General features: G+C 73.4%; 19 protein-coding genes. 11 read left to right on the forward strand and 8 right to left on the reverse strand.

What is annotated here, in order from left to right; translation table 11 throughout:
- Positions 1-32 precede the first annotated feature (32 nt).
- The 6 genes from ABWK59_RS19925 to ABWK59_RS19950 all read left to right on the forward strand — a co-directional run bounded on the left by ABWK59_RS19925 (position 33) and on the right by ABWK59_RS19950 (position 8,446).
- Positions 33-1,646 carry an NADH-quinone oxidoreductase subunit M gene (locus ABWK59_RS19925; protein ID WP_354641956.1) on the forward strand — a complete coding sequence of 538 codons (1,614 nt, stop codon included), beginning with the start codon at positions 33-35 and terminating at the stop codon, positions 1,644-1,646.
- Complete coding sequence (nuoN, locus tag ABWK59_RS19930) at positions 1,643-3,274, forward strand: NADH-quinone oxidoreductase subunit NuoN (protein WP_354641957.1); 1,632 nt, start codon at positions 1,643-1,645, stop codon at positions 3,272-3,274. Before ABWK59_RS19925 ends, nuoN begins: the two co-directional genes overlap by 4 nt.
- A 198-nt stretch (positions 3,275-3,472) precedes the next feature.
- Complete coding sequence (locus ABWK59_RS19935; RefSeq protein ID WP_354641958.1) at positions 3,473-4,486, forward strand: polyprenyl synthetase family protein; 1,014 nt, start codon at positions 3,473-3,475, stop codon at positions 4,484-4,486.
- 94 nt (positions 4,487-4,580) lie between these two features.
- The gene (locus tag ABWK59_RS19940) at positions 4,581-5,240 is read left to right on the forward strand and encodes a response regulator transcription factor (RefSeq protein ID WP_354645023.1); all 660 of its coding nucleotides are present in this window, start codon (positions 4,581-4,583) and stop codon (positions 5,238-5,240) included.
- Between the two features lie 192 nt (positions 5,241-5,432).
- On the forward strand, positions 5,433-7,394 hold the full coding sequence (locus tag ABWK59_RS19945) for a 2-oxoacid:acceptor oxidoreductase subunit alpha (protein WP_420492807.1): 1,962 nt from the start codon (positions 5,433-5,435) through the stop codon (positions 7,392-7,394).
- A gap of 2 nt (positions 7,395-7,396) precedes the next feature.
- On the forward strand, positions 7,397-8,446 hold the full coding sequence (locus ABWK59_RS19950) for a 2-oxoacid:ferredoxin oxidoreductase subunit beta (protein WP_354641959.1): 1,050 nt from the start codon (positions 7,397-7,399) through the stop codon (positions 8,444-8,446).
- Positions 8,447-8,579: 133 nt separating this feature from the next.
- On the opposite strand, the gene ABWK59_RS19955 is transcribed toward ABWK59_RS19950, so the two are convergent.
- The gene (locus tag ABWK59_RS19955; protein ID WP_420492808.1) at positions 8,580-8,972 is read right to left on the reverse strand and encodes a winged helix-turn-helix transcriptional regulator; all 393 of its coding nucleotides are present in this window, start codon (positions 8,970-8,972) and stop codon (positions 8,580-8,582) included.
- A gap of 95 nt (positions 8,973-9,067) precedes the next feature.
- On the opposite strand from ABWK59_RS19955, the gene ABWK59_RS19960 reads away from it, so the two are divergent.
- Entirely contained in the window at positions 9,068-9,922 is an 855-nt protein-coding gene (locus ABWK59_RS19960) for an SDR family oxidoreductase (RefSeq protein WP_354641960.1), read from the forward strand.
- 153 nt (positions 9,923-10,075) lie between these two features.
- The gene (gene rarD / locus ABWK59_RS19965; protein ID WP_354641961.1) at positions 10,076-11,062 is read left to right on the forward strand and encodes an EamA family transporter RarD; all 987 of its coding nucleotides are present in this window, start codon (positions 10,076-10,078) and stop codon (positions 11,060-11,062) included.
- Between the two features lie 35 nt (positions 11,063-11,097).
- Here rarD and ABWK59_RS19970 read toward each other — a convergent pair whose 3' ends face one another.
- A complete protein-coding gene (locus ABWK59_RS19970) occupies positions 11,098-12,390 on the reverse strand; it encodes a hypothetical protein (RefSeq protein ID WP_354641962.1) in 1,293 nt (430 codons plus the stop codon).
- A 277-nt stretch (positions 12,391-12,667) separates the two neighbouring features.
- Here ABWK59_RS19970 and ABWK59_RS19975 point away from each other — a divergent pair, with 277 nt between their 5' ends.
- Positions 12,668-13,075 carry a hypothetical protein gene (locus ABWK59_RS19975; RefSeq protein WP_354641963.1) on the forward strand — a complete coding sequence of 136 codons (408 nt, stop codon included), beginning with the start codon at positions 12,668-12,670 and terminating at the stop codon, positions 13,073-13,075.
- A gap of 24 nt (positions 13,076-13,099) precedes the next feature.
- Here the strand turns inward: ABWK59_RS19975 and ABWK59_RS19980 are convergent, their stop codons facing one another.
- From ABWK59_RS19980 to ABWK59_RS19990, 3 genes are read right to left on the reverse strand one after another with little or no spacing between them, the layout of a single operon-like run.
- A complete protein-coding gene (locus ABWK59_RS19980; protein ID WP_354641964.1) occupies positions 13,100-13,948 on the reverse strand; it encodes an ABC transporter permease in 849 nt (282 codons plus the stop codon).
- Positions 13,935-15,005 carry an ABC transporter ATP-binding protein gene (locus ABWK59_RS19985; protein ID WP_354641965.1) on the reverse strand — a complete coding sequence of 357 codons (1,071 nt, stop codon included), beginning with the start codon at positions 15,003-15,005 and terminating at the stop codon, positions 13,935-13,937. Before ABWK59_RS19985 ends, ABWK59_RS19980 begins: the two co-directional genes overlap by 14 nt.
- An 11-nt stretch (positions 15,006-15,016) precedes the next feature.
- Complete coding sequence (locus ABWK59_RS19990; protein WP_354641966.1) at positions 15,017-16,231, reverse strand: LolA family protein; 1,215 nt, start codon at positions 16,229-16,231, stop codon at positions 15,017-15,019.
- 170 nt (positions 16,232-16,401) lie between these two features.
- On the opposite strand from ABWK59_RS19990, the gene ABWK59_RS19995 reads away from it, so the two are divergent.
- The gene (locus tag ABWK59_RS19995; RefSeq protein ID WP_354641967.1) at positions 16,402-18,999 is read left to right on the forward strand and encodes a bifunctional FO biosynthesis protein CofGH; all 2,598 of its coding nucleotides are present in this window, start codon (positions 16,402-16,404) and stop codon (positions 18,997-18,999) included.
- A 191-nt stretch (positions 19,000-19,190) separates the two neighbouring features.
- Positions 19,191-20,288 (forward strand): ADP-ribosylglycohydrolase family protein, encoded by a 1,098-nt coding sequence (locus ABWK59_RS20000; protein ID WP_354641968.1) that lies wholly within the window; start codon positions 19,191-19,193, stop codon positions 20,286-20,288.
- 72 nt (positions 20,289-20,360) lie between these two features.
- On the opposite strand, the gene ABWK59_RS20005 is transcribed toward ABWK59_RS20000, so the two are convergent.
- From ABWK59_RS20005 to ABWK59_RS20015, 3 genes are all read right to left on the reverse strand, one after another.
- Positions 20,361-20,564 carry a DUF397 domain-containing protein gene (locus ABWK59_RS20005; RefSeq protein WP_354641969.1) on the reverse strand — a complete coding sequence of 68 codons (204 nt, stop codon included), beginning with the start codon at positions 20,562-20,564 and terminating at the stop codon, positions 20,361-20,363.
- On the reverse strand, positions 20,561-21,418 hold the full coding sequence (locus tag ABWK59_RS20010) for a helix-turn-helix domain-containing protein (RefSeq protein ID WP_354641970.1): 858 nt from the start codon (positions 21,416-21,418) through the stop codon (positions 20,561-20,563). The genes ABWK59_RS20005 and ABWK59_RS20010 overlap by 4 nt, the downstream gene beginning before the upstream one ends.
- A gap of 287 nt (positions 21,419-21,705) precedes the next feature.
- Positions 21,706-22,431 (reverse strand): GOLPH3/VPS74 family protein, encoded by a 726-nt coding sequence (locus ABWK59_RS20015; RefSeq protein WP_354641971.1) that lies wholly within the window; start codon positions 22,429-22,431, stop codon positions 21,706-21,708.
- Positions 22,432-22,705 lie beyond the last annotated feature (274 nt).

The raw sequence follows: 22,705 nt of genomic DNA on the forward strand, positions 1-22,705 counted from the left end.
CGCCCACGCTACTCCGCCCGGGGAGGCCGGCCATGAGCTACCTGCTGACCGCCACCTGCGCCGTCCCCGCCGCCGGCGCGGTCCTCACCGCCGCGCTGCCGGCGGGCACCACCGAGGCCCGGCGGCGGACCACCAAGACCGTCGCTCTGGCCGTGGCCGCCGCCACCCTGGCGCTGTCCGCCGCCGTCGTCGCCGAGTTCGAACCCGGCGGCCCGCGCTACCAGTTGACCGAGTCGCACACCTGGATCAAGTCCTTCGGGATCAGCTTCTCGCTCGGTGTGGACGGCATCGCCGCCGTCCTGGTGCTGCTCACCGCCGTCCTGGTGCCGCTGGTGATGCTGGCCGGCTGGAAGGACGCCGACCCCGTCGACGACGAGGGCGGCTTCGAGAGCCGCCGCCGCACCCAGGGCTTCTTCGCCCTGACCCTCGCCGTCGAGGCGATGGTGCTGGTCTCCTTCCTGGCGACCGACGTCTTCCTGTTCTACGTGTTCTTCGAAGCCATGCTGATCCCGATGTACTTCCTGATCGGCGGCTACGGGGACCGGGCCGGCGGCCCCGAGTCGGCCCGTCAGCGCAGCTACGCGGCCGTCAAGTTCCTGCTCTACAACCTGCTCGGCGGCCTGATCATGCTGGCCGCCGTGATCGGCCTCTACGTGCTCGCCTCCGACCAGGGCCTGGGCACCTTCGACCTGCCGACCCTCACCACCGCGATCGCCGACGGCCGTCTGGTCCTCGACCCGACCGCCGAGAAGGCGCTGTTCCTCGGCTTCTTCTTCGCCTTCGCCGTCAAGGCCCCGCTCTGGCCGCTGCACACCTGGCTGCCCAACGCCATGGGCGAGTCCACCGCCGGAACGGCCGTGCTCATCACCGCCGTGGTGGACAAGGTCGGCACCTTCGCGATGCTCCGCTTCTGCCTCGGACTCTTCCCCGACGCCTCGAAGACCTTCGCCCCGACGATCATGGTCCTGGCGCTGATCGGCATCGTCTACGGCGCCCTGGTGGCGATCGGCCAGAAGGACATCAAGCGGCTGGTCGCCTACGCCTCCATCTCGCACTTCGGCTTCATCATCATGGGCGTCTTCGCGATGACCAGCCAGGGCCAGAGCGGCGCCACCCTCTACATGGTCAACCACGGCATCGCCACCGGCGCGTGGATGCTGGTCGCCGGCTTCCTCATCTCCCGCCGCGGCTCCCGCCTGATCGCCGACTACGGCGGCGTCCAGAAGGTCGCCCCGGTGCTGGCCGGCACCTTCCTGATCGGCGGCCTGGCCACCCTCTCGCTGCCCGGACTCGCCCCCTTCGTCAGCGAGTTCCTGGTCCTGGTGGGCACCTTCACCCGGTACCCGGCCATCGGCATCATCGCCACCTTCGGCATCGTGCTCGCCGCGCTGTACGCGCTGCTGCTCTACCAGCGCACCATGACCGGCCCGGTCAAGGAGGGCGTGCGCACCATGACCGACCTGAAGGCGCGCGAACTCGCCGTGGTGGCCCCGCTGGTGGCGCTCACCCTCCTGCTCGGCGTGTACCCCAAGCCGCTCACCGACATCGTCAACCCGGCGGTGGACGCCACGCTCTCCCAGGTCCACCAGACCGACCCGGCGCCGGCCCACCCGGTCGCCGCCACCACCGGAGGTGAGCAGAAGTGACCGGTTGGCTCGCAGCGGCCGGCGGCAACAGCCCCAGCATCCCGGCCCCCCACATCGAGTACGGCCAGCTCTCCCCGATGCTGGTGGTCTTCGGCGCCGCCGTCCTCGGCATCCTGGTCGAGGCCTTCCTGCCCCGCCGGCTGCGCCTCGGCGCCCAGCTGCCGCTCGCGCTGCTCGGCCTCGGCGGCGCCTTCGCCGCGGTGGTCGTGCTCGCCGCCCAGGGCAACGCCACCACCAAGGCCGGCCTGCTGGCCATGGGCGCGGTGGCGATCGACGGCCCGGCCCTGTTCCTGCAGGGCGTCATCCTGCTGACCGCCGTCCTCGCCGTCCTCACCTACGCCGAGGGCCGCCTGGAGCCCCGCCTCAACGGTCACACGGTGGACGCCTTCGCCGCCCAGGCCGCCTCCGTCCCCGGCGGCGACCAGGAGCGGGAGGCCACCACGGCCGGGTTCCGCACCACCGAGATCTACCCGCTCACCCTGTTCGCGGTCGGCGGCATGATGCTCTTCCCCGCCGCCAACGACCTGCTGACCATGTTCGTGGCGCTGGAGGTGCTCTCCCTCCCGCTCTACCTGATGTGCGCCCTCGCCCGGCGCCGCCGCCTGCTCTCCCAGGAGGCGGCCGTCAAGTACTTCCTGCTCGGCGCCTTCGCCTCGGCGTTCTTCCTCTTCGGCATCGCGCTGCTGTACGGCTACGCGGGCAGCGTCCAGCTCGGCGACATCGCCGACGTGGTGTCAGGCGTCGCGCCGGTCACCCCGGCCCTGGCCGTCACCACCCAGAACGACGCCCTGCTGCTGATCGGCCTGGCGATGCTCGCGGTCGGCCTGCTCTTCAAGGTCGGCGCCGTCCCGTTCCACGCCTGGACCCCGGACGTCTACCAGGGCGCCCCCACCCCGGTCACCGGCTTCATGGCGGCCGCCACCAAGACCGCGGCCTTCGGCGCCCTCCTGCGGCTGTTCTACGTCGCCTTCCCCGGCCTGCGCTGGGACTGGCGGCCCGTCATGTGGGGTGTGGCCATTCTCACCATGGTGGTCGGAGCCGTCCTCGCCGTCACCCAGCAGGACGTGAAGCGGCTGCTCGCCTACTCCTCGATCGCCCACGCCGGCTTCATCCTCACCGGCCTGATCGCCACCAACAAGCAGGGCCTGAGCTCGGTGCTCTTCTACCTGCTGGCCTACTCCTTCGTCACCCTCGGCGCCTTCGCCGTGGTGACCCTGGTGCGGGACTCCAAGGGCGAGGCCACCCACCTCTCCAACTGGGCCGGGCTCGGCCGCCGCTCCCCGCTGCTGGCCGCGGTGTTCGCGCTGTTCCTGCTGGCGTTCGCCGGTATCCCGCTCACCTCCGGCTTCACCGGCAAGTTCGCGGTCTTCCAGGCAGCGGCCGCCGGCGGCGCCACCCCGCTGGTCATCGTCGGTGTGCTCAGCTCGGCCGTCGCGGCGTTCTTCTACATCCGCGTCATCGTGCTGATGTTCTTCTCCGACCCGCAGCCGCAGGGCCCGTCCGTGGCCGTGCCCAGCCCGCTCACCGCCACCGCCATCGGCGTCGGCGTGCTGGTCACCCTCGGCCTCGGCCTGCTGCCGCAGTACTTCCTCGATCTGGCCTCGAAGGCCTCCGTCTTCGTCCGCTAGGAAACCGCAGGTCGTCCGACCGGTCCGGGGTACCCGCCCGAGGCGGTACCCCGTCGGGCCCCTCCGTCCGCGCCACCGGGCAGGAGGGGCCCATGCCCGTTCAGTGATCCACTCGCGACCGGATACCCTGCCTTGTACGTGCAACGGCGGCGCTCAGGGACCAGCCCGCTGGATCGACCAGGGACAGGAGTGGTCTTCGTGACCGTCGTGGGGCCCTTCGGGCTGAGCGTGCAGGACCGCGATCTGACCCGTGACGTCCAGGCCGGGATGGACGCCGTGGAGGCCGCGCTGATCGAGGCCGTCAAGAGCGACGTACCGTTCATCACGGTCACCGCCAGCCACCTCATCGAGGCCGGCGGCAAGCGCTTCCGCCCCCTCCTGGTCATGCTGTCCGCCCAGTTCGGCGACCCGAACGCCCCCGGCATCGTCCCCGCCGCCGTCGTCGTCGAACTCACCCACCTGGCCACGCTGTACCACGACGACGTCATGGACGAGGCTCCCGTCCGCCGCGGCGCCCCCAGCGCCAACTCCCGCTGGGACAACTCGGTCGCCATCCTCACCGGCGACTTCCTCTTCTCCCGCGCCTCCCAGGTGCTCTCCGAGCTCGGCCCGGACGCGGTCCGGATCCAGTCCGACGCCTTCGAGCGGCTGGTCACCGGTCAGATCCTGGAGACCGCCGGCCCCCGCCCCGAGGACGACCCGCTCCGCCACTACCTCGACGTCCTCGCCGGCAAGACCGGCTCGCTGATCGCCGTCTCCTGCCGCTTCGGCGCGATGATGGCCGGCGCCGAGCCGGAGGTCGTCGACCTGCTCACCCAGTACGGCGAGCGGATCGGCACCGCCTTCCAGCTCGCCGACGACGTCCTCGACATCGCCAGCGACGGCCACGAGTCCGGCAAGACCCCCGGCACCGACCTCCGCGAGGGCGTCCCCACCCTGCCGGTCCTGCTGCTCCGCCAGATGCCCGCCGACCCCGCCGACCCCGAGGACACCCGGCTGCGCGAGCTGCTGGACACCGACCTCGCCGCCGACGACGAGGCGCACGCCGAGGCCCTGCGGCTGCTGCGGCGGCACCCGGCGCTGGAGCGGGCCCGCCGCGAGACGCTGCGCTACGCGGAGGAGGCGGCCGCGCTCCTCACCGCCCTCCCGGACTGCCCGGCCAAGACCGCCCTCCAGGAGCTCTGCGACTCGGTCGCCATCCGCACGATGTAGGCATCCGCACGAGGTAGGCGCCGTGGGCGCCGCCTCCGTGATCGACCGGGTACGCCCCGGAGCGGCTCGTGCGGTCGATAGGCTGCCCCCCATGCTGCGTGTCGTGATCGCCGAGGACTCCGTGCTGCTGCGGGAGGGCCTGACCCGACTGCTCACCGACCGCGGTCTGGAGGTGGTCGCCGGCGTCGGCGACGGCGAGGCCCTGCTGAAGGCGGTCCACGACCTGGCGGCCGAGGGCCGGCTCCCCGACGTGGTGGTCGCCGACGTGCGGATGCCGCCCACCCACACCGACGAGGGCGTCAAGGCCTGCGTCGCCCTCCGGGCCGCCCACCCCGGGCTGGGCATCCTGGTGCTGTCGCAGTACGTGGAGGAGCGCTACGCGGGCGAGCTGCTGGCCGGCTCCACCCGGGGCGTGGGCTACCTGCTGAAGGACCGGGTGGCCGACGTCCGCGAGTTCGTGGACGCGGTGGTGCGGGTGGCCGGGGGCGGGACCGCGCTCGACCCCGAGGTGGTGCAGCAGCTGCTCAGCCGCAGCCGCCGCGGCGACGTCCTGGCGGCCCTCACCCCGCGCGAGCGGGAGGTGCTCGGGCTGATGGCCGAGGGCCGGACCAACGCCGCGATCGCCGCCCGGCTGGTGGTCTCCGACGGCGCGGTGGAGAAGCACGTCAGCAACATCTTCCTCAAGCTCGGACTCGCCCAGAGCCAGCAGGACCACCGCCGGGTGCTCGCCGTGGTGACCTACCTGAACTCCTGATCACCCGGGAAGAACGCGGCCCCCGAACGCGTTCCATGCGATGGGGTGAGAGTGACGGGGCGGGTCCTGGAGACGTGGGCTTAAGTTCCGTTCGAGCCGCCTTCCACGCGCTTAGGATGCGATTTGGTGCACCAGGCGGACGGGGCACACGGCTCACGCCTGCGGCTGGCGCCCACGAGGAGGTCTGCGGCAGTGACCAGTCAGGTCGATCAGTCAGAGGCAGTGGAGGGATCGGACGGCGGGGACCGCCCCGAGCCGGTCGCGTCGGCGGTGCACGCCGGGCGCCCGGCGAAGCCGATCCGGCGGCTGGACCGCGTGATCATCCGGTTCGCCGGCGACTCCGGTGACGGTATGCAGCTCACCGGTGACCGCTTCACGTCGGAGACGGCGTCGTTCGGCAACGACCTGTCCACCCTGCCGAACTTCCCTGCCGAGATCCGGGCACCCGCCGGCACCCTGCCGGGCGTGTCCAGCTTCCAGCTGCACTTCGCCGACCACGACATCCTCACCCCGGGCGACGCGCCGAACGTCCTCGTCGCGATGAACCCGGCCGCCCTCAAGGCCAACCTGGCGGACCTGCCCCGCGGCGCCGAGATCATCGTCAACACCGACGAGTTCACCAAGCGCGCCCTGGCCAAGGTCGGCTACGCCGCCGACCCGCTCGCCGACGGCTCGCTGGAGGCGTACCGGCTGCACAAGGTGCCGCTGACCGCGCTGACCGTCGAGGCGCTCAAGGACAGCGGCCTGGCCCGCAAGGACGCCGAGCGGGCGAAGAACATGTTCGCCCTGGGCCTGCTGTCCTGGATGTACCACCGGCCCACCCACGGCACCGAGGCGTTCCTGCGCCGGAAGTTCGCCAAGAAGCCGGACATCGCCGAGGCCAACATCGTCGCCTTCCGGGCCGGCTGGAACTTCGGCGAGACCACCGAGGACTTCGCGGTCAGCTACGAGATCGCCCCGGCCGCGCTGCCCACCGGCACCTACCGCAACATCTCCGGCAACCTGGCGCTCTCCTACGGCCTGATCGCCGCCTCCCAGCGCTCGCAGCTGCCGCTGTTCCTCGGCTCGTACCCGATCACCCCGGCCTCGGACATCCTGCACGAGCTGTCCAAGCACAAGAACTTCGGCGTGCGGACCTTCCAGGCCGAGGACGAGATCGCCGGCATCGGCGCCGCCCTCGGCGCGGCCTTCGGCGGCGCGCTCGGCGTGACCACCACCTCGGGCCCCGGCGTGGCGCTGAAGTCCGAGACCATCGGCCTCGCCGTCTCCCTCGAACTCCCGCTGCTGGTCGTGGACATCCAGCGCGGCGGCCCCTCCACCGGCCTGCCCACCAAGACCGAGCAGGCGGACCTGCTGCAGGCCATGTTCGGCCGCAACGGCGAGGCCCCCGTCCCGGTGGTCGCCCCCGCCACCCCGGCCGAGTGCTTCGACGCCGCCCTGGAGGCCGCCCGGATCGCGCTCACCTACCGCACCCCGGTGTTCCTGCTATCCGACGGCTACCTGGCCAACGGCTCCGAACCCTGGCGGATCCCGAAGGTCGACGAACTCCCCGACCTCACCGTCGAGTTCGCCACCGAGCCGAACCACACCCTGGAGGACGGCAGCACCGCCTTCTGGCCGTACAAGCGCGACCCGCAGACCCTCGCCCGCCCCTGGGCCGTCCCCGGCACCCCGGGCCTGGAACACCGCATCGGCGGCATCGAGAAGCAGAACGGCACCGGCAACATCTCCTACGACCCGGCCAACCACGACTTCATGGTCCGCACCCGGCAGGCCAAGGTCGACGGCATCGCCGTCCCCGCGGTGGAGGTCGACGACCCCTCCGGCGAGGCCCGCGTCCTGGTGCTCGGCTGGGGCTCCACCTACGGCCCGATCACCGCGGCCGTCCGCCGGGTCCGCGCCGACGGCGGCCACGTCGCGCAGGCCCACCTGCGCCACCTCAACCCCTTCCCGGCCAACCTCGGCGCGGTGCTGAAGGGCTACGACAAGGTCATCGTGCCCGAGATGAACCTCGGCCAGCTGGCGCTGCTGCTGCGCGCCAAGTACCTGGTGGACGCCCAGTCCTACAACCAGGTACGCGGACTCCCCTTCAAGGCGGCCCAGTTGGCGGACGTGCTCTGGGCCGCGATCGGCAACCTGGACGAGGAGAGCTAGCGATGACCGACCACAGGTTCCCCTCGCTCAGGCTGGTGCCCAAGAGCGACACCCCGCAGAGCGCCAAGGACTTCAAGACCGACCAGGAGGTCCGCTGGTGCCCCGGCTGCGGTGACTACGCCATCCTGGCGGCCGTCCAGGGCTTCATGCCCGAGCTCGGCATCCGCCGCGAGAACACCGTCTTCGTCTCCGGCATCGGCTGCTCCTCCCGCTTCCCGTACTACATGAACACCTACGGGATGCACTCCATCCACGGCCGCGCCCCGGCGATCGCCACCGGCCTCGCCGCCTCCCGCCCCGACCTGTCGGTCTGGGTGGTCACCGGCGACGGCGACGCCCTGTCCATCGGCGGCAACCACCTGATCCACGCCCTGCGGAGGAACGTCAACCTCAAGATCCTGCTGTTCAACAACCGGATCTACGGCCTCACCAAGGGCCAGTACTCGCCCACCAGCGAGCTCGGCAAGATCACCAAGTCCACGCCGATGGGCTCCCTGGACGCGCCGTTCAACCCACTCTCGCTGGCCATCGGCGCCGAGGCCTCCTTCGTCGCCCGGACCATCGACTCCGACCGGCAGCACCTGCAGTCCGTCCTGCGGGCCGCCGCCGAGCACGAGGGCGCCGCGCTGGTGGAGATCTACCAGAACTGCAACATCTTCAACGACGGCGCCTTCGAGGTCCTCAAGGAGCCCGGCACCCGCGACGAGGCCCTGATCCGGCTGGAGCACGGGCAGCCGATCCGCTTCGGCACCGACCAGGGGGTCTTCCGCGGCGCGGACGGCGAGCTGTACGTCGACACCGTCACCGCGGAGAACGAGGGACGCGTCCTGGTCCACGACGCCGGGGCGGCCGGCCCCGCCACCGCCTTCGCCCTCACCCGTCTCGCCGACGCCGACACCCTGCACCACACCCCGATCGGCGTCCTGCGCGACGTCAACCGGCCGGTCTACGACACCCTGATGGCCGAGCAGCTCGACCGCGCGGTCGCCGACCGCGGGCCGGGGGACCTCGGCAAGCTCCTCACCGGCAACGACACCTGGTCGGTCGCCTGAGGCGCAGCCGGCCACCCCAGGGGTGCGGGGAACGGCGCAGTGCGGGAGGGCTCTACCCGAGCTGTCTTCCGTCTCGCGCAGTTCCCCGCGCCCCTTCTCTGGTTGACCGGTTGCGCCAGGGGCCTTGCGAGTCTCAGCGGGTGTCGTAGACCTCGCGGGCCGTCAGGACGTCCGGTGTCCGGCTCTCGACCCAGTGGGCCAGGGCGGAGACCATCCCGGCCGCCTCCACGCCCAGCGGCGTCAGCCGGTAGTCCACCCGTGGCGGGATCACCGGGTGCGCCTCGCGGTGCACGAACCCGTCCCGCTCCAGCGTCTGGAGCGTCTGCGCCAGCATCTTCTCGCTCACCCCGGCCACCCGCCGCCGCAGCTCGCTGAACCGGTGCTCCCGCTCGGCGAGCGCGATCAGGATCAGCACCCCCCACTTGCTGGTGACGTGCTCCAGCACGACCCGGGAGGGGCACATCCGGTCGGTGACGTCCGGCGGTGCGGTGACGGCCGACTCCGCGGCCACCTGGCTTACCTGCATGTCAGTACCATACTCCGAAGTGCGTACTTCCCGATAGAGAGTGAGTCTCCTACGGTGACTGTTGAAGAGGAAACCACCACTCCACGGGAGTAGAGATGATCGTCGTCACCGGAGCCACCGGACAGCTGGGCCGCCTGGTCGTGGAGGGCCTGCTGGCCAGGGTCCCCGCCGCGGAGATCGCCGTCGCGGTGCGCTCGCCCGAGAAGGCCGCGGACTGGGCCGCCCGCGGTGTCGACGTCCGGGCGGTCGACTACAGCCGGCCTCAGACCCTGACGGGGGCGTTCGCCGAGGGCGACCGGGTGCTGCTGATCTCCGGCAGCGAGGTCGGCTCCCGGGTCGGCCAGCACGCCGCCGTGGTGGAGGCCGCCCGGGCGGCGGGGGTGGCCCTGCTCGCGTACACCGGCGTGCTCGGCGGCGACGACGCCGGTTTCACCCTCGCCGAGGAGCACAAGGCCACCGAGGCGGCGATTCGGGCCAGCGGCCTGCCCTTCGTCTTCCTGCGCAACGGCTGGTACACCGAGAACTACACCGCCCAGGCGGCCGGCACCGTGGAGCGCGGGGCGGTCCTGGGCAGCAGCGGCGACGGCCGGGTCGCCTCCGCCGCCCGCCGCGACTACGCGGACGCCGCCGTGGCGGTGCTCACCGGCCAGGGCCACGAGAACGCCGTCTACGAGCTGAGCGGCGACACCGCCTGGAGCTTCTCCGAGTACGCCGCCGAGCTGGCCGCCCGCTCCGGCAAGCCGGTCGTCTACCGGGACGTCACTCCGGAGGAGCACCATGAGGCCCTGGTCGGCGCCGGCCTCCCGGAGGGCTTCGCGGGCATCCTGGTCGACGTGGACGCCGCCATCGGGCGCGGTGAACTGGCCCGCACCCCGGGCGACCTCGCCCGGCTGATCGGCCGCCCGACCACCCCGCTCGCCGAGTCGGTCCGGGTCGCGCTCGGGGCGTGACCGGGCGTGACCCGGCGTGGTCGGGCGTGGTCGGGGAGGGCTCGGCCGGTCGTGACCCAGCTGTCATGACCAAAACCTGGATACGGGGATGACAGTTGCCCTCCGGCCCGCTACCGTCGACCCGACGACAGCGCGCGCGGAGGGCAGGCCGGCATGACCGACGAATCCCGGCAGGAGACCGGACGAGGACTCTGGTACGGATTCGCCGCCTACGGCATGTGGGGGCTCTTCCCGCTGTTCTGGCCCCTCCTGGAGCCCGCCGCGGCCGCCGACATCCTCGCCAACCGGATGGTCTGGTCCCTGGTCGCCGTCGCCCTGATGATCCTCGTCCAGCGCCGCTGGGCGTGGATCCGCCCGCTGCTCGCCCAGCCGCGCCGGCTCGCCCTCTCCGCCCTCGCCGCCGCCGTCATCACGGTCAACTGGGGCGTCTACATCTGGGGCGTCAACTCCGGACACGTCGTCGAGACCAGCCTCGGCTACTTCATCAACCCGCTGGTCACCATCGCCTTCGGCGTCCTGGTGCTGCGGGAACGGCTCCGCCCGGCCCAGTGGGCCGCGGTCGGCGTCGGCGCCGCGGCGGTCGCCGTCCTCACCGTCGGCTACGGCCGGCTGCCCTGGATCGCCCTCACCCTCGCGCTCTCCTTCGCCACCTACGGCCTGCTGAAGAAGAAGATCGCCCTCGGCGGGCTGGAGAGCCTCGCGGTGGAGAGCGCGGCGATGTTCCCCTTCGCGGCCGCGTTCCTCGTCTGGACGGCCGCCCACGGCGAGGGCAGCTTCGGACGGGTGGTGCCCGGGGAGTACGGCTGGGGACACTCCGGACTGCTGATGCTCAGCGGCGTGGTGACCGCGATCCCGCTGATGTGCTTCGGGGCGGCGGCGGTACGGGTGCCGCTGACCACGCTCGGGCTGCTGCAGTACCTGGCGCCGGTGTTCCAGTTCCTGATCGGCGTGGCCGTCTTCCACGAGTCGATGCCGCCCGCCCGCTGGGCCGGCTTCGCCCTGGTCTGGGCCGCCCTCGTCATCCTCACCGTCGACGCCTTCCGCCGCGTCCGCGCCGACCGCGCCCACGCCCCGGCCCGCACCGCGGCAGCCGCCGCCCCGGCCCCGGCCGAGGCCCCGGCCGACCGCCAGCCGGCCTAAGGCTTGTCTGACGAGCCTCAACCCCGGGCACCCGGTCACCCGCCGGCGAGGGCGGCCTGGAAGCGGGGCGGGTCGCGGTGGTCGAGGTAGCCGAGGATGGCGGCGTCCGCCGCGGGGGACCAGGTGGCGGGGCCGGTGATCCGGCCGAGGCGCCACTCGTCCATCGACCACCGCTGGTACGCCCCGAACAGCGCCCGCGCCTCGGCGGGCAGGTCCGTCCGCGCCGGGATCGACCCCCGCGCGCCGCTGAAGGCGACCTGACCGCCGAGGCTGCCGCACTCCGCCAGCCAGGCCAGCGACGCCTCCCGTCGCCTGGCCGCCCGCGGCAGCGCGAACGCGTCCGCCCGGAACCGGAACACCCCCGCCGTACCCGGCGCCGCCGCCCAGCCGTACCCGGCCCCGGGCCGCAGCCCCATCCCGGCGCGCAGCATCTCCTCGGCCCGGTCCCCGATCACCTGGTACCCGGCGAGCCCGCTCCCGACCAGCCGGGTCGCCGCCTCGCCGCCGGCCGGGTCGGCGATCGGCCGCGCCCCGCTCCCGGCGTGGTCGGCCGGGTCGGCGAGGTCGGACAGCCCGAGCAGCACGTCGAAGTCCCGCAGCGCCCCCGCCACGCCCGCCGATCCCCAGTCCGCGCCGGGCCGCCAGAGCGCCTCCCAGCCGTCGGCCCCGAGCCGTCCCAGCAGCAGCGCCTCCAGCAGCTGCCGCGCCCCGCCCGGCCCGCCGACGGCGAGCGGCACCCGCCCGGTCCGCCGCACCCGGCGCAGGTCCTCGACCAGCTCCGGCACGGTTCCGGGCGCGGCGCCGGCCCCCGCCTCGGCCAGCACGGCGGGGCAGGACCAGAGCAGGTCCGACCGCCGCACCGCCAGCGGCACGCAGCGGTACGCGTCCTCGCCGCGCAGCAGCGGCAGCAGCCCGGCTGGCAGCGGGCCGGCCGCCCAGCCCTCCCGCCGGTACAGCGCGTCGAGCCCCTCCAGCCGGTCCGCCGCGGTGTGCGCGGCCAGTTCGGCGCCGAGCTCGGTCGGGACGGCGTCCGGTGGGTCCCCGGCCGTGAACCGGCGGGCGAGCTCCGCCTCCGGCCCGCCCGGCACCCGGCCGGCCGCCGGCGCCGCGTCGGTGAAGGTGAGGTTGGGCGCGTGGCCCTTCAGGTCGGCGAGCAGCGCGCTCAGCCCGTTCCGCTCGGCCTCGGTGGTCCACCGGGTGTGCACCTCGACCAGCCCGGCGGGGCCCTGGTCGAGCGAGCTGGCGACCGCCCGTCCGCAGCCGGCCACCAGCGCGGCCGCGCCCGCGGCGACACCGGCGCGCAGCAGTCCCCGGCGGCTGGTCGTCATCGGCGGAGGGTCCTCCTCGGACACGGACGGTGGGCCGTCCGGGCGGAGGGCCGCCCCATCCCACCGCCCGCCGGGTCGGGCGTCAAGCAGCGCGGCACGGACTCACCCGGTCCGCTCCGGAGGGCACCTTCCCCGGTGGCCGTCCGGGCAGCGGCGCCTCCCGCCGAAGAACGCCTCGCAAGATCTCCTCAAGTGGACGGAACTGCTGCTAACGTCCGTGCTCTGAACCCACCCTCCCGCTCGGCGTCGCGCCGAAGGGCCCTCAGGAGGGCTTGCCATGGTCCACCTCACCGGGCAGATCACTCGGCCGCTCCGGCGCGTCGTACGGGGGCGCCCCGCCGCCGTCAGCTCGACCGCGCGGGTGCCCGCGGTACGGCGGGAGGCGACCGGCTTCGAACCCGGCGAACTCCTCCTCACGCCCGGCCCGGGCGGCGGCCCGGTGACCATCCAGTGGCAGCGGCCGGGCGGCCCCACGATCGCCCTGGCGCCGCCGTACCGGATCGACCGGGTGGACCTGAAGAGCTCCTACCGGGCGCGGCTGCACGGCCTCACCGCCGGCATCCGGCTGGTCAGCCGCGACTGGTCGCCGCTGTTCCTGATCGCCCCGGACCGGCTGCCGGTCCTGGCCTGCGCGGCCGCCACGACCACCCGCAGCCACCCCGTCCGCGGCCGCGCCGCCCACTGACGCCGGCCGCGCCCGTACCGGCACTCAGGCGGTCACGTCCCGGGTGGTGAACCTCGCCCAGGCGGCCGAGGCGAACACCGCCGTGTAGGCGGCCTGCAGGCCGAGGTTCCGCAGCACGCCGTCCCAGTACATCCGCTCCCGCAGCAGGTCGCCGAAGGTCAGCCAGTGGTGGGTGAACAGCCACGGCTGGATCGCGTTCAACTGCGGGAAGCCGTCCAGGATCTGCACCGTGATCACCAGCACCACGGTGGCCGCCATCGCCGCGATCCCGCTGCCGGTCAGCGTGGAGACGAACAGCCCGATCGCGACCAGCCCGGTCAGCGAGGCGGCCACCACCGCGGCCACCAGCACCACCCGGAACACCGCCTCCCCGGGACCGATCACGTCCCCGGAGAGCAGCGTCACCTCGCCGACCGGGAACAGCGCCAGCCCGGTGGCCAGCGCCGACAGCGCGACCACCGTGGTGGCCGCCGCGCAGTACGCCAGCCCCGCGGTGAACTTCGCGGCCAGCAGCCTGGTCCGCCCGGCCGGCGCCACCAGCAGGTAGCGCAGCGTGCCGCCGGCCGCCTCACCGGCCACCGCGTCGCCCGCCACCACCCCGACCGTCAGCGGCAGGAACACCGGCAGGGCCACCGCCAGCGCCGTGAACACCAGGAACAGGCCGTTCTGGGTCACCTGGGCGAGGAACGCCGGGCCGTCCCCGCCGTGCGCCTCCCCGGTGTTCAGCTTCACCACCACGCCGATCAGCACCGGCAGCGAGGCCAGGATCCCGAGCAGCACCAGCGTCCGCGTCCGACGGAACGTCAGCACCAGCTCGCTGCCGAACAGCGCCGCGTACCCGCGCACCCCGGCCGCCGCCTCAGCCCGCGACATCGAAACCCTCCCCGGTCAGCGCCACGAAGGCGTCCTCCAGCGTGCCGCGCTCCAGCCCGAAGCCGTGCACCCGCACCCCGGCCCCGACCAGCGCCCCGCACAGCCCGGCCAGCACCTGCTCGGCACCCGCCGAGGAGCCGTCCACCGAGGAGCCGTCCAGCCAGGAGCCGCCCACCGACGAGCCCTCCAGCGAACCGCCGCCCACCGGAGCACCCTCCGGCAGCACCCCGTCCACCCGGCCCTCGCCGCCGCGCAGGTCCGCCACCCCGTGCTCCGCCAGCACCTTCGCCGCCGCGACCACGTCCGGCGTCCGCACCACCAGCCGGCCCTGCGCCCGGGCGGCCAGCTCGCCGACCGTGCCCTGCACCACCAGCCGCCCGCGGGACATCACCGCGGCGTGCGTGCAGACCTGCTCGATCTCGTCCAGCAGGTGCGAGGAGAGGAACACCGTGGTGCCGTCCGCCGCCACCTCCCGCACCAGCGCCCGGATCTCCCGCATGCCCTGCGGGTCCAGCCCGTTCGTCGGCTCGTCCAGCACCAGCAGCTCCCGCGGCCGCAGCAGCGCCGCCGCCAGCCCCAGCCGCTGCTTCATGCCCAGCGAGTACGCCTTCGCCCGCTTGCCCGCGGCGGCGGTCAGCCCCACCCGGTCCAGCGCCTCGGCGACCCGGCGCGCCCGGGTCCGGGGATCGGCCGTCGGATCGGCGGCGTCGAACCGGACCAGGTTGTCCCGGCCGGACAGGAACCCGTACAGCGCCGGGCCCTCGATCAGCGCGCCGACCCGGGGCAGCACCCGGTCCACCGCCTGCGGCATCGGCTCGCCCAGCACCGTGGCCACCCCGTCCGTGGGCGCGATCAGGCCCATCAGCATCCGGATCGTGGTGGTCTTCCCCGAGCCGTTGGGACCCAGGAAGCCGAACACGCTGCCGCGCGGCACCGCCAGGTCCAGGCCGTCCACGGCGAGCTGCCCGCCCCGGAAGCGCTTGGTCAGCCCCCGCGTCCGGATCACCTCGCCGGCAGGGGCCGGACCGCCCTCGGCGATCCGGCCCCCCGCCACCACGGGCGACACCACTACCGCACCCCGGCCGCGCTCTGCAGCACCGGCAGGGTCACCGCACCGGCGAACACCCGGCCGTCATCGGTGACCAGCACGTTCACCACCTTGGTGCTGATCAGCGTGCCGCCGCCGACCGGCTTGCCCAGCGACTTCGCGAAGGACGCGCCGTCCAGCGGCGCACCCTTCTCCCGGCCGGAGGAGGCCGGCGGCTGTCCGTCCGCGGGCTGCGCCTGGGGCAGCTTCGCGGCGACCACGGCCGTCCAGGCCTCACCGATCACCCGGACCTCGGGCTCCCCGGCCGGGCGGGCGGCGCCGTCCGCCTCCGGGTGCTCCCGGCCCGCGTCGCCGTGGCCGCCACCGGTCGGACCGTCCCCGGCCCGGTGCTCGGTCACCTTGGCCCCCTTGGGCGCCGAGAAGGCGAAGGTCTTCGCGTCCGGACGGGTGAACGAGACCGAGCTGAACCGGGCGTCGAACACCCGGTCGCCGTCCGTCCCGGTCACCAGCACCGCCAGCGGCACCCCGTGCTCCGCGTCCACCGACACCCGCACCTCGCGCAGCGTCGAACCCGAACCCGAGGGCTTCACGCTCAGCAGGTACGCCTTCCGCCCGGCCACCGAGGTCGTGCCGTCCACCGCCACCGAGGTCGAACCGGAGGTCGCGGCCAGGAACCGCTTCGCCACCTCCTGCGGCGTCGCCGCACCGTTCAGCGGCAGCCCCTCGGACCGCGCCGCCGCCCCCTCGGGCGCCGTGGCGTGCACGGCCTCGTTGGCCGCGCTGTCCCAGGCCCACAGATCCGTGCCGTTGTGCACCAGCTCGAAGCCCGACAGCTTGCCCAGCAGCCCGATCCGCTGCCGCTCGGGCCCGTCCACCGCCACCTGCAGGGTGTGCTCCCCGCCCAGCAGCTCCAGCGCCTTCGCCGACGGATCCGCCCCGGACTCCCCGCCGCGGCCGCCGCCCATCCCGCCCGCGCCGGCCATCGCCGACAGCCCCGGCGGCAGACCCAGATCGGCCTTGACCTTCACCGTCCCGCTGAAGGCGTCGGCGTCCGCCCCCAGCACCTTCGCCACCAGCTGCTCCGCCGTCACCGCCGGCAGGTCCGGCGAGGTGTCACTGGCCAGCGCCGGCACCAGGCCGACCCCCACCGCGATCGCCGTGGCCACCGCCGCCGGCACCGCCACCCGCACCGCCGACCGACGACGCGACCGGTACGGCCTCTCCTGCTCCTCCACTGCAGCCCCTCCTCGCTCCGTTTCCTCTCACTCCATTAGAGGCGCCCTCAGCCGCCCCGGCATCGCCCCACAGGGCCAGATCCCGGTACGCCTCGCGGCGCACCCGACCCTGAGCCCGCCTCAGGGTCGGGTGGTCCCGGGGGAGGAAACCGTTCGCGTATCGTCGCCTCATGACCGCATCGGACGCCGCGCAGCCCCGCCCCACCGCCACCGCGATGCGCCGGGCACTGCGCCGTGCCCGGGACGGTGTGGCGCTGGACGCCGGCGAGGCGGCCGTCCTGCTCCAGGCCCGCGGTGAGGACCTGGCCGACCTGTGCGCCAGCGCCGCCCGGGTGCGCGACGCCGGCCTCGCCGCCGCCGGCCGGCCCGGGGTCGTGACCTACTCGAAGAAGGTCTTCATCCCGCTCACCCGGCTCTGCCGGGACCGCTGCCACTACTGCACCTTCGTCACCGTCCCCGGCAAGCTGAAGCGGGACGGCCACGGCCTGTACCTCTCGCCCGACGAGGTGCTGGAGATCGCCCGCCGGGGCGCCGAACTGGGCTGCAAGGAAGCCCTCTTCACCCTCGGCGACCGCCCCGAGGACCGCTGGCCCGAGGCCCGCGAGTGGCTGGACGCGCACGGCTACGACGACACCCTCGCCTACGTCCGGGCGATGGCGATCCGGGTGCTGGAGGAGACCGGCCTGCTGCCCCACCTCAACCCGGGCGTGCTGAGCTGGACCGACTTCCAGCGGCTCAAGCCGGTCGCCCCCTCGATGGGCATGATGCTGGAGACCACCGCCACCCGGCTCTGGTCCGAGCCCGGCGGGCCCCACCACGGCTCGCCCGACAAGGAACCCGCCGTCCGGCTGCGGGTCCTGGAGGACGCCGGACGCAGCTCCGTCCCGTTCACCACCGGCGTCCTCATCGGCATCGGCGAGACGTACGAGGAGCGGGCCGACGCCTTCTTCGCGATCCGCCGGATCGCCCGGCAGTACCACGGTGTCCAGGAGGTCATCGTGCAGAACTTCCGGGCCAAGCCGGACACCGCGATGCGCGCCATGCCGGACGCCGAACTCTCCGAACTCGCCGCCGCCATCGCCGTGGCCCGGCTGGTCCTCGGCCCCTCCGCCCGGATCCAGGCCCCGCCCAACCTGGTGGCGGGGGAGTACCCGCTGATCATCGGCGCCGGCATCGACGACTGGGGCGGCGTCTCCCCGCTGACCCCCGATCACGTCAACCCCGAGCGCCCCTGGCCGCACATCGACGAACTCGCCGCCCGCACCGCCGAGTCCGGCTTCACCCTGCGCGAGCGGCTCACCGTCCACCCGGAGTACCTGCACCGCGGCGAGCCCTGGCTGGACCCGCGGGTCCTGCCGCACGTCCGCGCCCTCGCCGACCCGGAGACCGGCCTCGCCCGCGAGGACGCCCTCCCGGCCGGCCTGCCCTGGCAGGAGCCCGAGGACCTGCCCGCCTCCTGGGGCCGCACCGACCTGCACCGCACCATCGACACCGAGGGCCGCACCGGCGACCGCCGGGCCGACTTCGACGAGGTCTACGGCGACTGGGAGGTCCTCCGCGAGACCGCCGTGCCCCGGCAGCCCGCCGCCGGCGCGCCCGCCCGGCTGCCCGCTGACCTCCGGCAGGCCCTGGCCACCGCCGCCGACGACCCCGTCCGGCTCACCGACGACCAGGCCCTCACCCTGTTCCAGGCCGACGGCCCCGCCCTGGACACCCTCTGCCGGATCGCCGACGACCTCCGCCGCGACACCGTCGGCGACCAGGTCACCTACTGCGTCACCCGGAACATCAACTTCACCAACGTCTGCTACACCGGCTGCCGCTTCTGCGCCTTCGCCCAGCGCCGTACCGACGCCGACGCGTACACCCTCTCCCTCGACCAGGTCGCCGAACGCGCCGCCCAGGCCTGGGAGGTCGGCGCCACCGAGGTCTGCATGCAGGGCGGCATCCACCCCGACCTGCCCGGCACCGCCTACTTCGACATCGCCCGCGCGGTGAAGGCCCGGGTGCCCGGCATCCACGTCCACGCCTTCTCACCGATGGAGGTGGTCAACGGCGCCACCCGCACCGGCCTGTCCCTCCGCGACTGGCTCCAGCAGGCCAAGGAGGCCGGCCTCGACACCATCCCCGGCACCGCCGCCGAGATCCTCGACGACGAGGTCCGCTGGGTCCTCACCAAGGGCAAGCTCCCCGCCGCCACCTGGGTCGAGGTCGTCACCACCGCCCACGAGCTGGGCATCCGCTCCTCCTCCACGATGATGTACGGGCACGTGGACACCCCGCGGCACTGGCTCGGCCACCTCCGGCTGCTCGCCGGGATCCAGCAGCGCACCGGCGGCTTCACCGAGTTCGTCACCCTGCCGTTCGTCCACACCAACGCGCCGGTCTACCTGGCGGGCATCGCCCGGCCCGGCCCGACCGCCCGCGACAACCGCGCGGTCACCGCGATGGCCCGGCTGCTGCTCCACCCGCACATCACCAACATCCAGACCAGCTGGGTGAAGCTGGGCGCGGAGGGCGCCGCCGAGATGCTCCGCAGCGGCGCCAACGACCTCGGCGGCACCCTGATGGAGGAGACCATCTCCCGGATGGCGGGCTCGGGCTACGGAAGCCACAAGTCCATCCGGGAGCTGGAGGCCATCGCCGAGGCGGCCGGCCGGCCCGCCCGGCAGCGCACCACCACCTACGGGGAGGTCCCGGCCGAGCGCCGGGCCGCCGCGCTCGCCTCGGACGGCCACCTCCCGGAGCTGCTCCCGGTGCTGGACTGACCGGCCGCCGTCCCGGCTCGGCCACCGTCCAGGCGCGGTCGGCCGGCAGGTCCCGGCGGAGGTGACCTGCGCCTGTTCCGGCGGCAAGGGAGTGTCGAGGAGTCGGTGTTCGACGGCCGCGGCGGTGCGGCCCGGGCCGTCGAATACAGTGCAGGCTTCCGGCCCGACCCGACGAAAGGCACCGACCCGTGATGGCACTGTGGTCACGCGCGCAGCAGCAGGACTTCCGCAGCCGGGTCCGCGGCTGCCTGCTGGGCGGGGCGATCGGTGACGCGCTCGGCGCCGGCATCGAGTTCGAGGCGCTGGAGCAGATACGGTCCGCCCACGGCGACGCGGGCGTCACCGGCTACGTCCCCGCGTACGGCCGGCGCGGGACGGTCACCGACGACACCCAGATGACCCTGTTCACCGTCGACGGGCTGATCCGCGCCCACGTCAAGCGCGACTCCGGCGCCTGGCACCCGCCGACCGACGTCCACCACGCCTATCTGCGCTGGGCCGCCACCCAGCGCGACTGGGGCCCGGACGAGCGCCGCGCCGACCTCGGCTGGCTCGGCCGCGAGGAGTGGCTGTACGCCCAGCGCGCCCCCGGCCAGGCCTGCCTGACCGGCCTCACCGGCCCGGACGCCGAGCGGCTCGGCACCGTGGAGGCGCCGCGCAACCAGCACTCCAAGGGCTGCGGCACCGTCATGCGCGCCGCCCCGTTCGGACTGCTCGCCGCCTGGGACCCCGGCCTGGTCTTCCAGCTCGCCGTGGAGTGCTCGGTGCTGACCCACGGCCACCCCACCGGCTACCTGGCCGCCGGCGCCTTCGCGGTGATCATCCATGCGGTGGCCCGCGGCGGCACCCTGGAGGAGGGCGTCCACCTGGCGCTGGCGCTGCTCTCCGAGCGGCCGCGCCACGAGGAGACCACGGCCGCGCTGCGGGCCGCCCTGGACGCCGTCCGGGCCGGCACGCCCTCGGCCGAGCGGGTGGAGGAACTGGGGGAGGGCTGGGTCGCCGAGGAGGCGCTGGCCATCGGCCTGTACTGCGCGCTGGTCGCCGAGGACGTGAAGTCCGGCCTGCTGCTGGCCGTCAACCACTCCGGGGACAGCGACTCCACCGGCTCGATCTGCGGCAACCTGCTGGGCGCGCTGCACGGGGAGACGGCGCTGCCGGCCGAGCTGGTGGCGGAACTGGAGGGGCGGGGGACCGTCCTGCAGCTGGCGGACGACTTCGTCCTGGAACTGCTGCACGGTCCGGAGCTGCACGGCACGACCGGCTGGAACGAGCGCTACCCGGCCGCCTGACGCCGCGTCCGGAACGACGCGGTGCCCGCCGCGGGAGGAACGGCGGGCACCGACAGTGGGGTCAGGGACGGTTCAGGCCTCGCCGAAGGCACCGGCCGCTGCCGCGGACGCGAACGCCGCCCAGGCCTCGTTCGAGAAGGTCAGCCGGGGACCCTCGGGGTCCTTCGAGTCGCGGACCGCGATGGAGGCGGCGTTCGGGACGGCGATCTCGACGCAGGCGCCGTTGCCGCCGCTGTGGCTGCTCTTGCGCCAGACCAGCTTGGAGGACGTGCTCATTTCTGGAACCCCTCTGCATAGGTGTGTATCAGTGACCGGCTCTCCGCGACGCTGAGCGCCGCGGCCCGCAAGTGGTCGTAGAGATTGGTATAGCGGCGGACGTCCGCGTCCTTCTCCAGGTAGAGATCGCTCGTCACTCCTTCGAAGTAGACGACCGTGGAATCGGCTGACTCCGGGAACTCCATCAGGGAGAATGTCCCGGTCATGCCGGGATGGGCCCCGTGCCGGAACGGGATGACCTGGAGGTTGATGTTCGGGCGCTCCATCAGCGCCAGCAGCTGGAACAGCTGATCCGCCATCACCTCGGCCCCGCCCACCGCCCGCTTGAGGACGGCCTCGTCTATAACCACCCAGAGGCTGCCGAGCTGGTCCTCGCCGTAGATCCGGTGCTGGCGCTTCATCCGGACGTCCACCCGGCGCTGCACCGCGGCCACGTCGTAGTCGGGCGAGGTGCCCTCCACCACCGCCGTGGCGTACTCCCGGGTCTGCAGCAACCCGGGCACGAAGGAGGACTCGTACGCGCGGATCGAGGAGGCCTCCGCCTCCAGGCCGATGTACACGCTGTACGGGATGTCCCCGAACTCGTGCCACCAGCCGCGCTGACGGGACTCCCGGGCCATCTCCATCAGGCCGGCCCGGACCCGGTCGTCCTCCACCTCGTACACGTCGCAGAGGTCGCGCACGTCGCGCTGGCTGATGCTGCGCCGGCCGTTCTCCAGCCGGCTGATCTTCGACTGGGACACCATCAGACGGCCGGCGACCTCCTCGGCCGTCATCCCCCTCTGCTCGCGCAGTCGGCGCAGCTCGGCCCCGAGCCTCCGACGGCGCACCGTGGGATTGACGCTGGCGGACACATCGACCTCCGGCAGGATCTCCGGCAACAGTGTGGAAATTGGTACCAACCCCCCTGACGTGGAGCAGCATGCCACCTCACCTCGGGTCCGTGCCGGGGAATCAGAGGACGGCACTAGAACAGATCATCGGAAAACCGTTCAATCCGGATGGTGACTCTTGCGGCGGACATGCCGAAGCGGTAAGGGTGTTCGAGGCCCGTGAACGACTGCGGGGCGGCTCCCCGGCGACGGACGCCGGGCGAACCGCCCCGAGAAGTGTGCTGGCCGTTAACGGCGCGCGCCGATCACTACGCGCCGACCCGGGTGGCCACACCACGGCCACCCGCGGCGCTCCGGCCAGCGGCCGGCCGGGCCGCCACCGGAGGTGCCGGGGACCTGCCCTGCTGGGCGGGCAGCCCGTTCTGCACGTCCATCACCGCGTGCGCCACCATGCCGCCCAGCGGGTCGTACCGGATCAGGTCGCGCAGCCGGGACCGCGAGGACCGGCCCTCGTTGCCGGGATAGAGGTGCTTGCCCAGACCCACCGCGTGCGCCAGCGCGGCCAGCGCGGCCGTCCGCGGGTCCGGCGGCACGCCGGTGCGGATCGCGGTGTCCAGACGCTGCTTGATCGCGGCGTTGGTGCAGTCGTCCGACGCCTGGTACCGCGTCGTCGGCAGCACCCCGCACACCTGGCCCGGCACCGCCGTCACCATGCCGCACCGCTCCAGGTGCGCCAGGTACGTCTGACGCAGCCCCAGCCGGGGCCCGCCGATCCAGTGCGACGCGCGGACCGGACTGCCGCGTCGGCGCAGCAGTTCGAGCGCGTGGTCCAGGGTGGGGTCGCCGGTCGGCCGTGGCACCACCACGGCGATCCGGTCCCCGTCCGGGACTATCCTTCCGGCCAGGGACAGCTCGACGAGCTGTGCCCCGGCGAGTCCGAGGTCGAGGGTCTGCGGCTGCGCGGTGGTACCCGTGGCCGGGTCCAGCGCGAGCAGCAAAAGCTCCTCGGGAATTGTTCTGCGGCTCCTGCCCATCCAAGCCTCCCCGCGTGGATGAATGACAGCGTGACGCCTCTCACACGGGCTTGTCGAGTACGCCTCCGAATCGTGACCTTGCGGGCCACGGGACGGAACCGTTGTCGAACGGCCCTGCGTCTGAGCCACGGACGGGCCGGGAACGGGGCGGGCGCGACACGATAACCGCCGGTCGGGCGGGGTGTGCGGGCCGAGAACGGCCGCCGGTGGCGGAGACTGTACAGGTACCGGAGCAGGGCGAGAACCTGCGCGAAAAAACAGCTTGGGTGACGAA

Source organism: Kitasatospora sp. HUAS MG31 (genome assembly GCF_040571325.1).
Classification (GTDB): Bacteria; Actinomycetota; Actinomycetes; order Streptomycetales; family Streptomycetaceae; genus Kitasatospora; species Kitasatospora camelliae.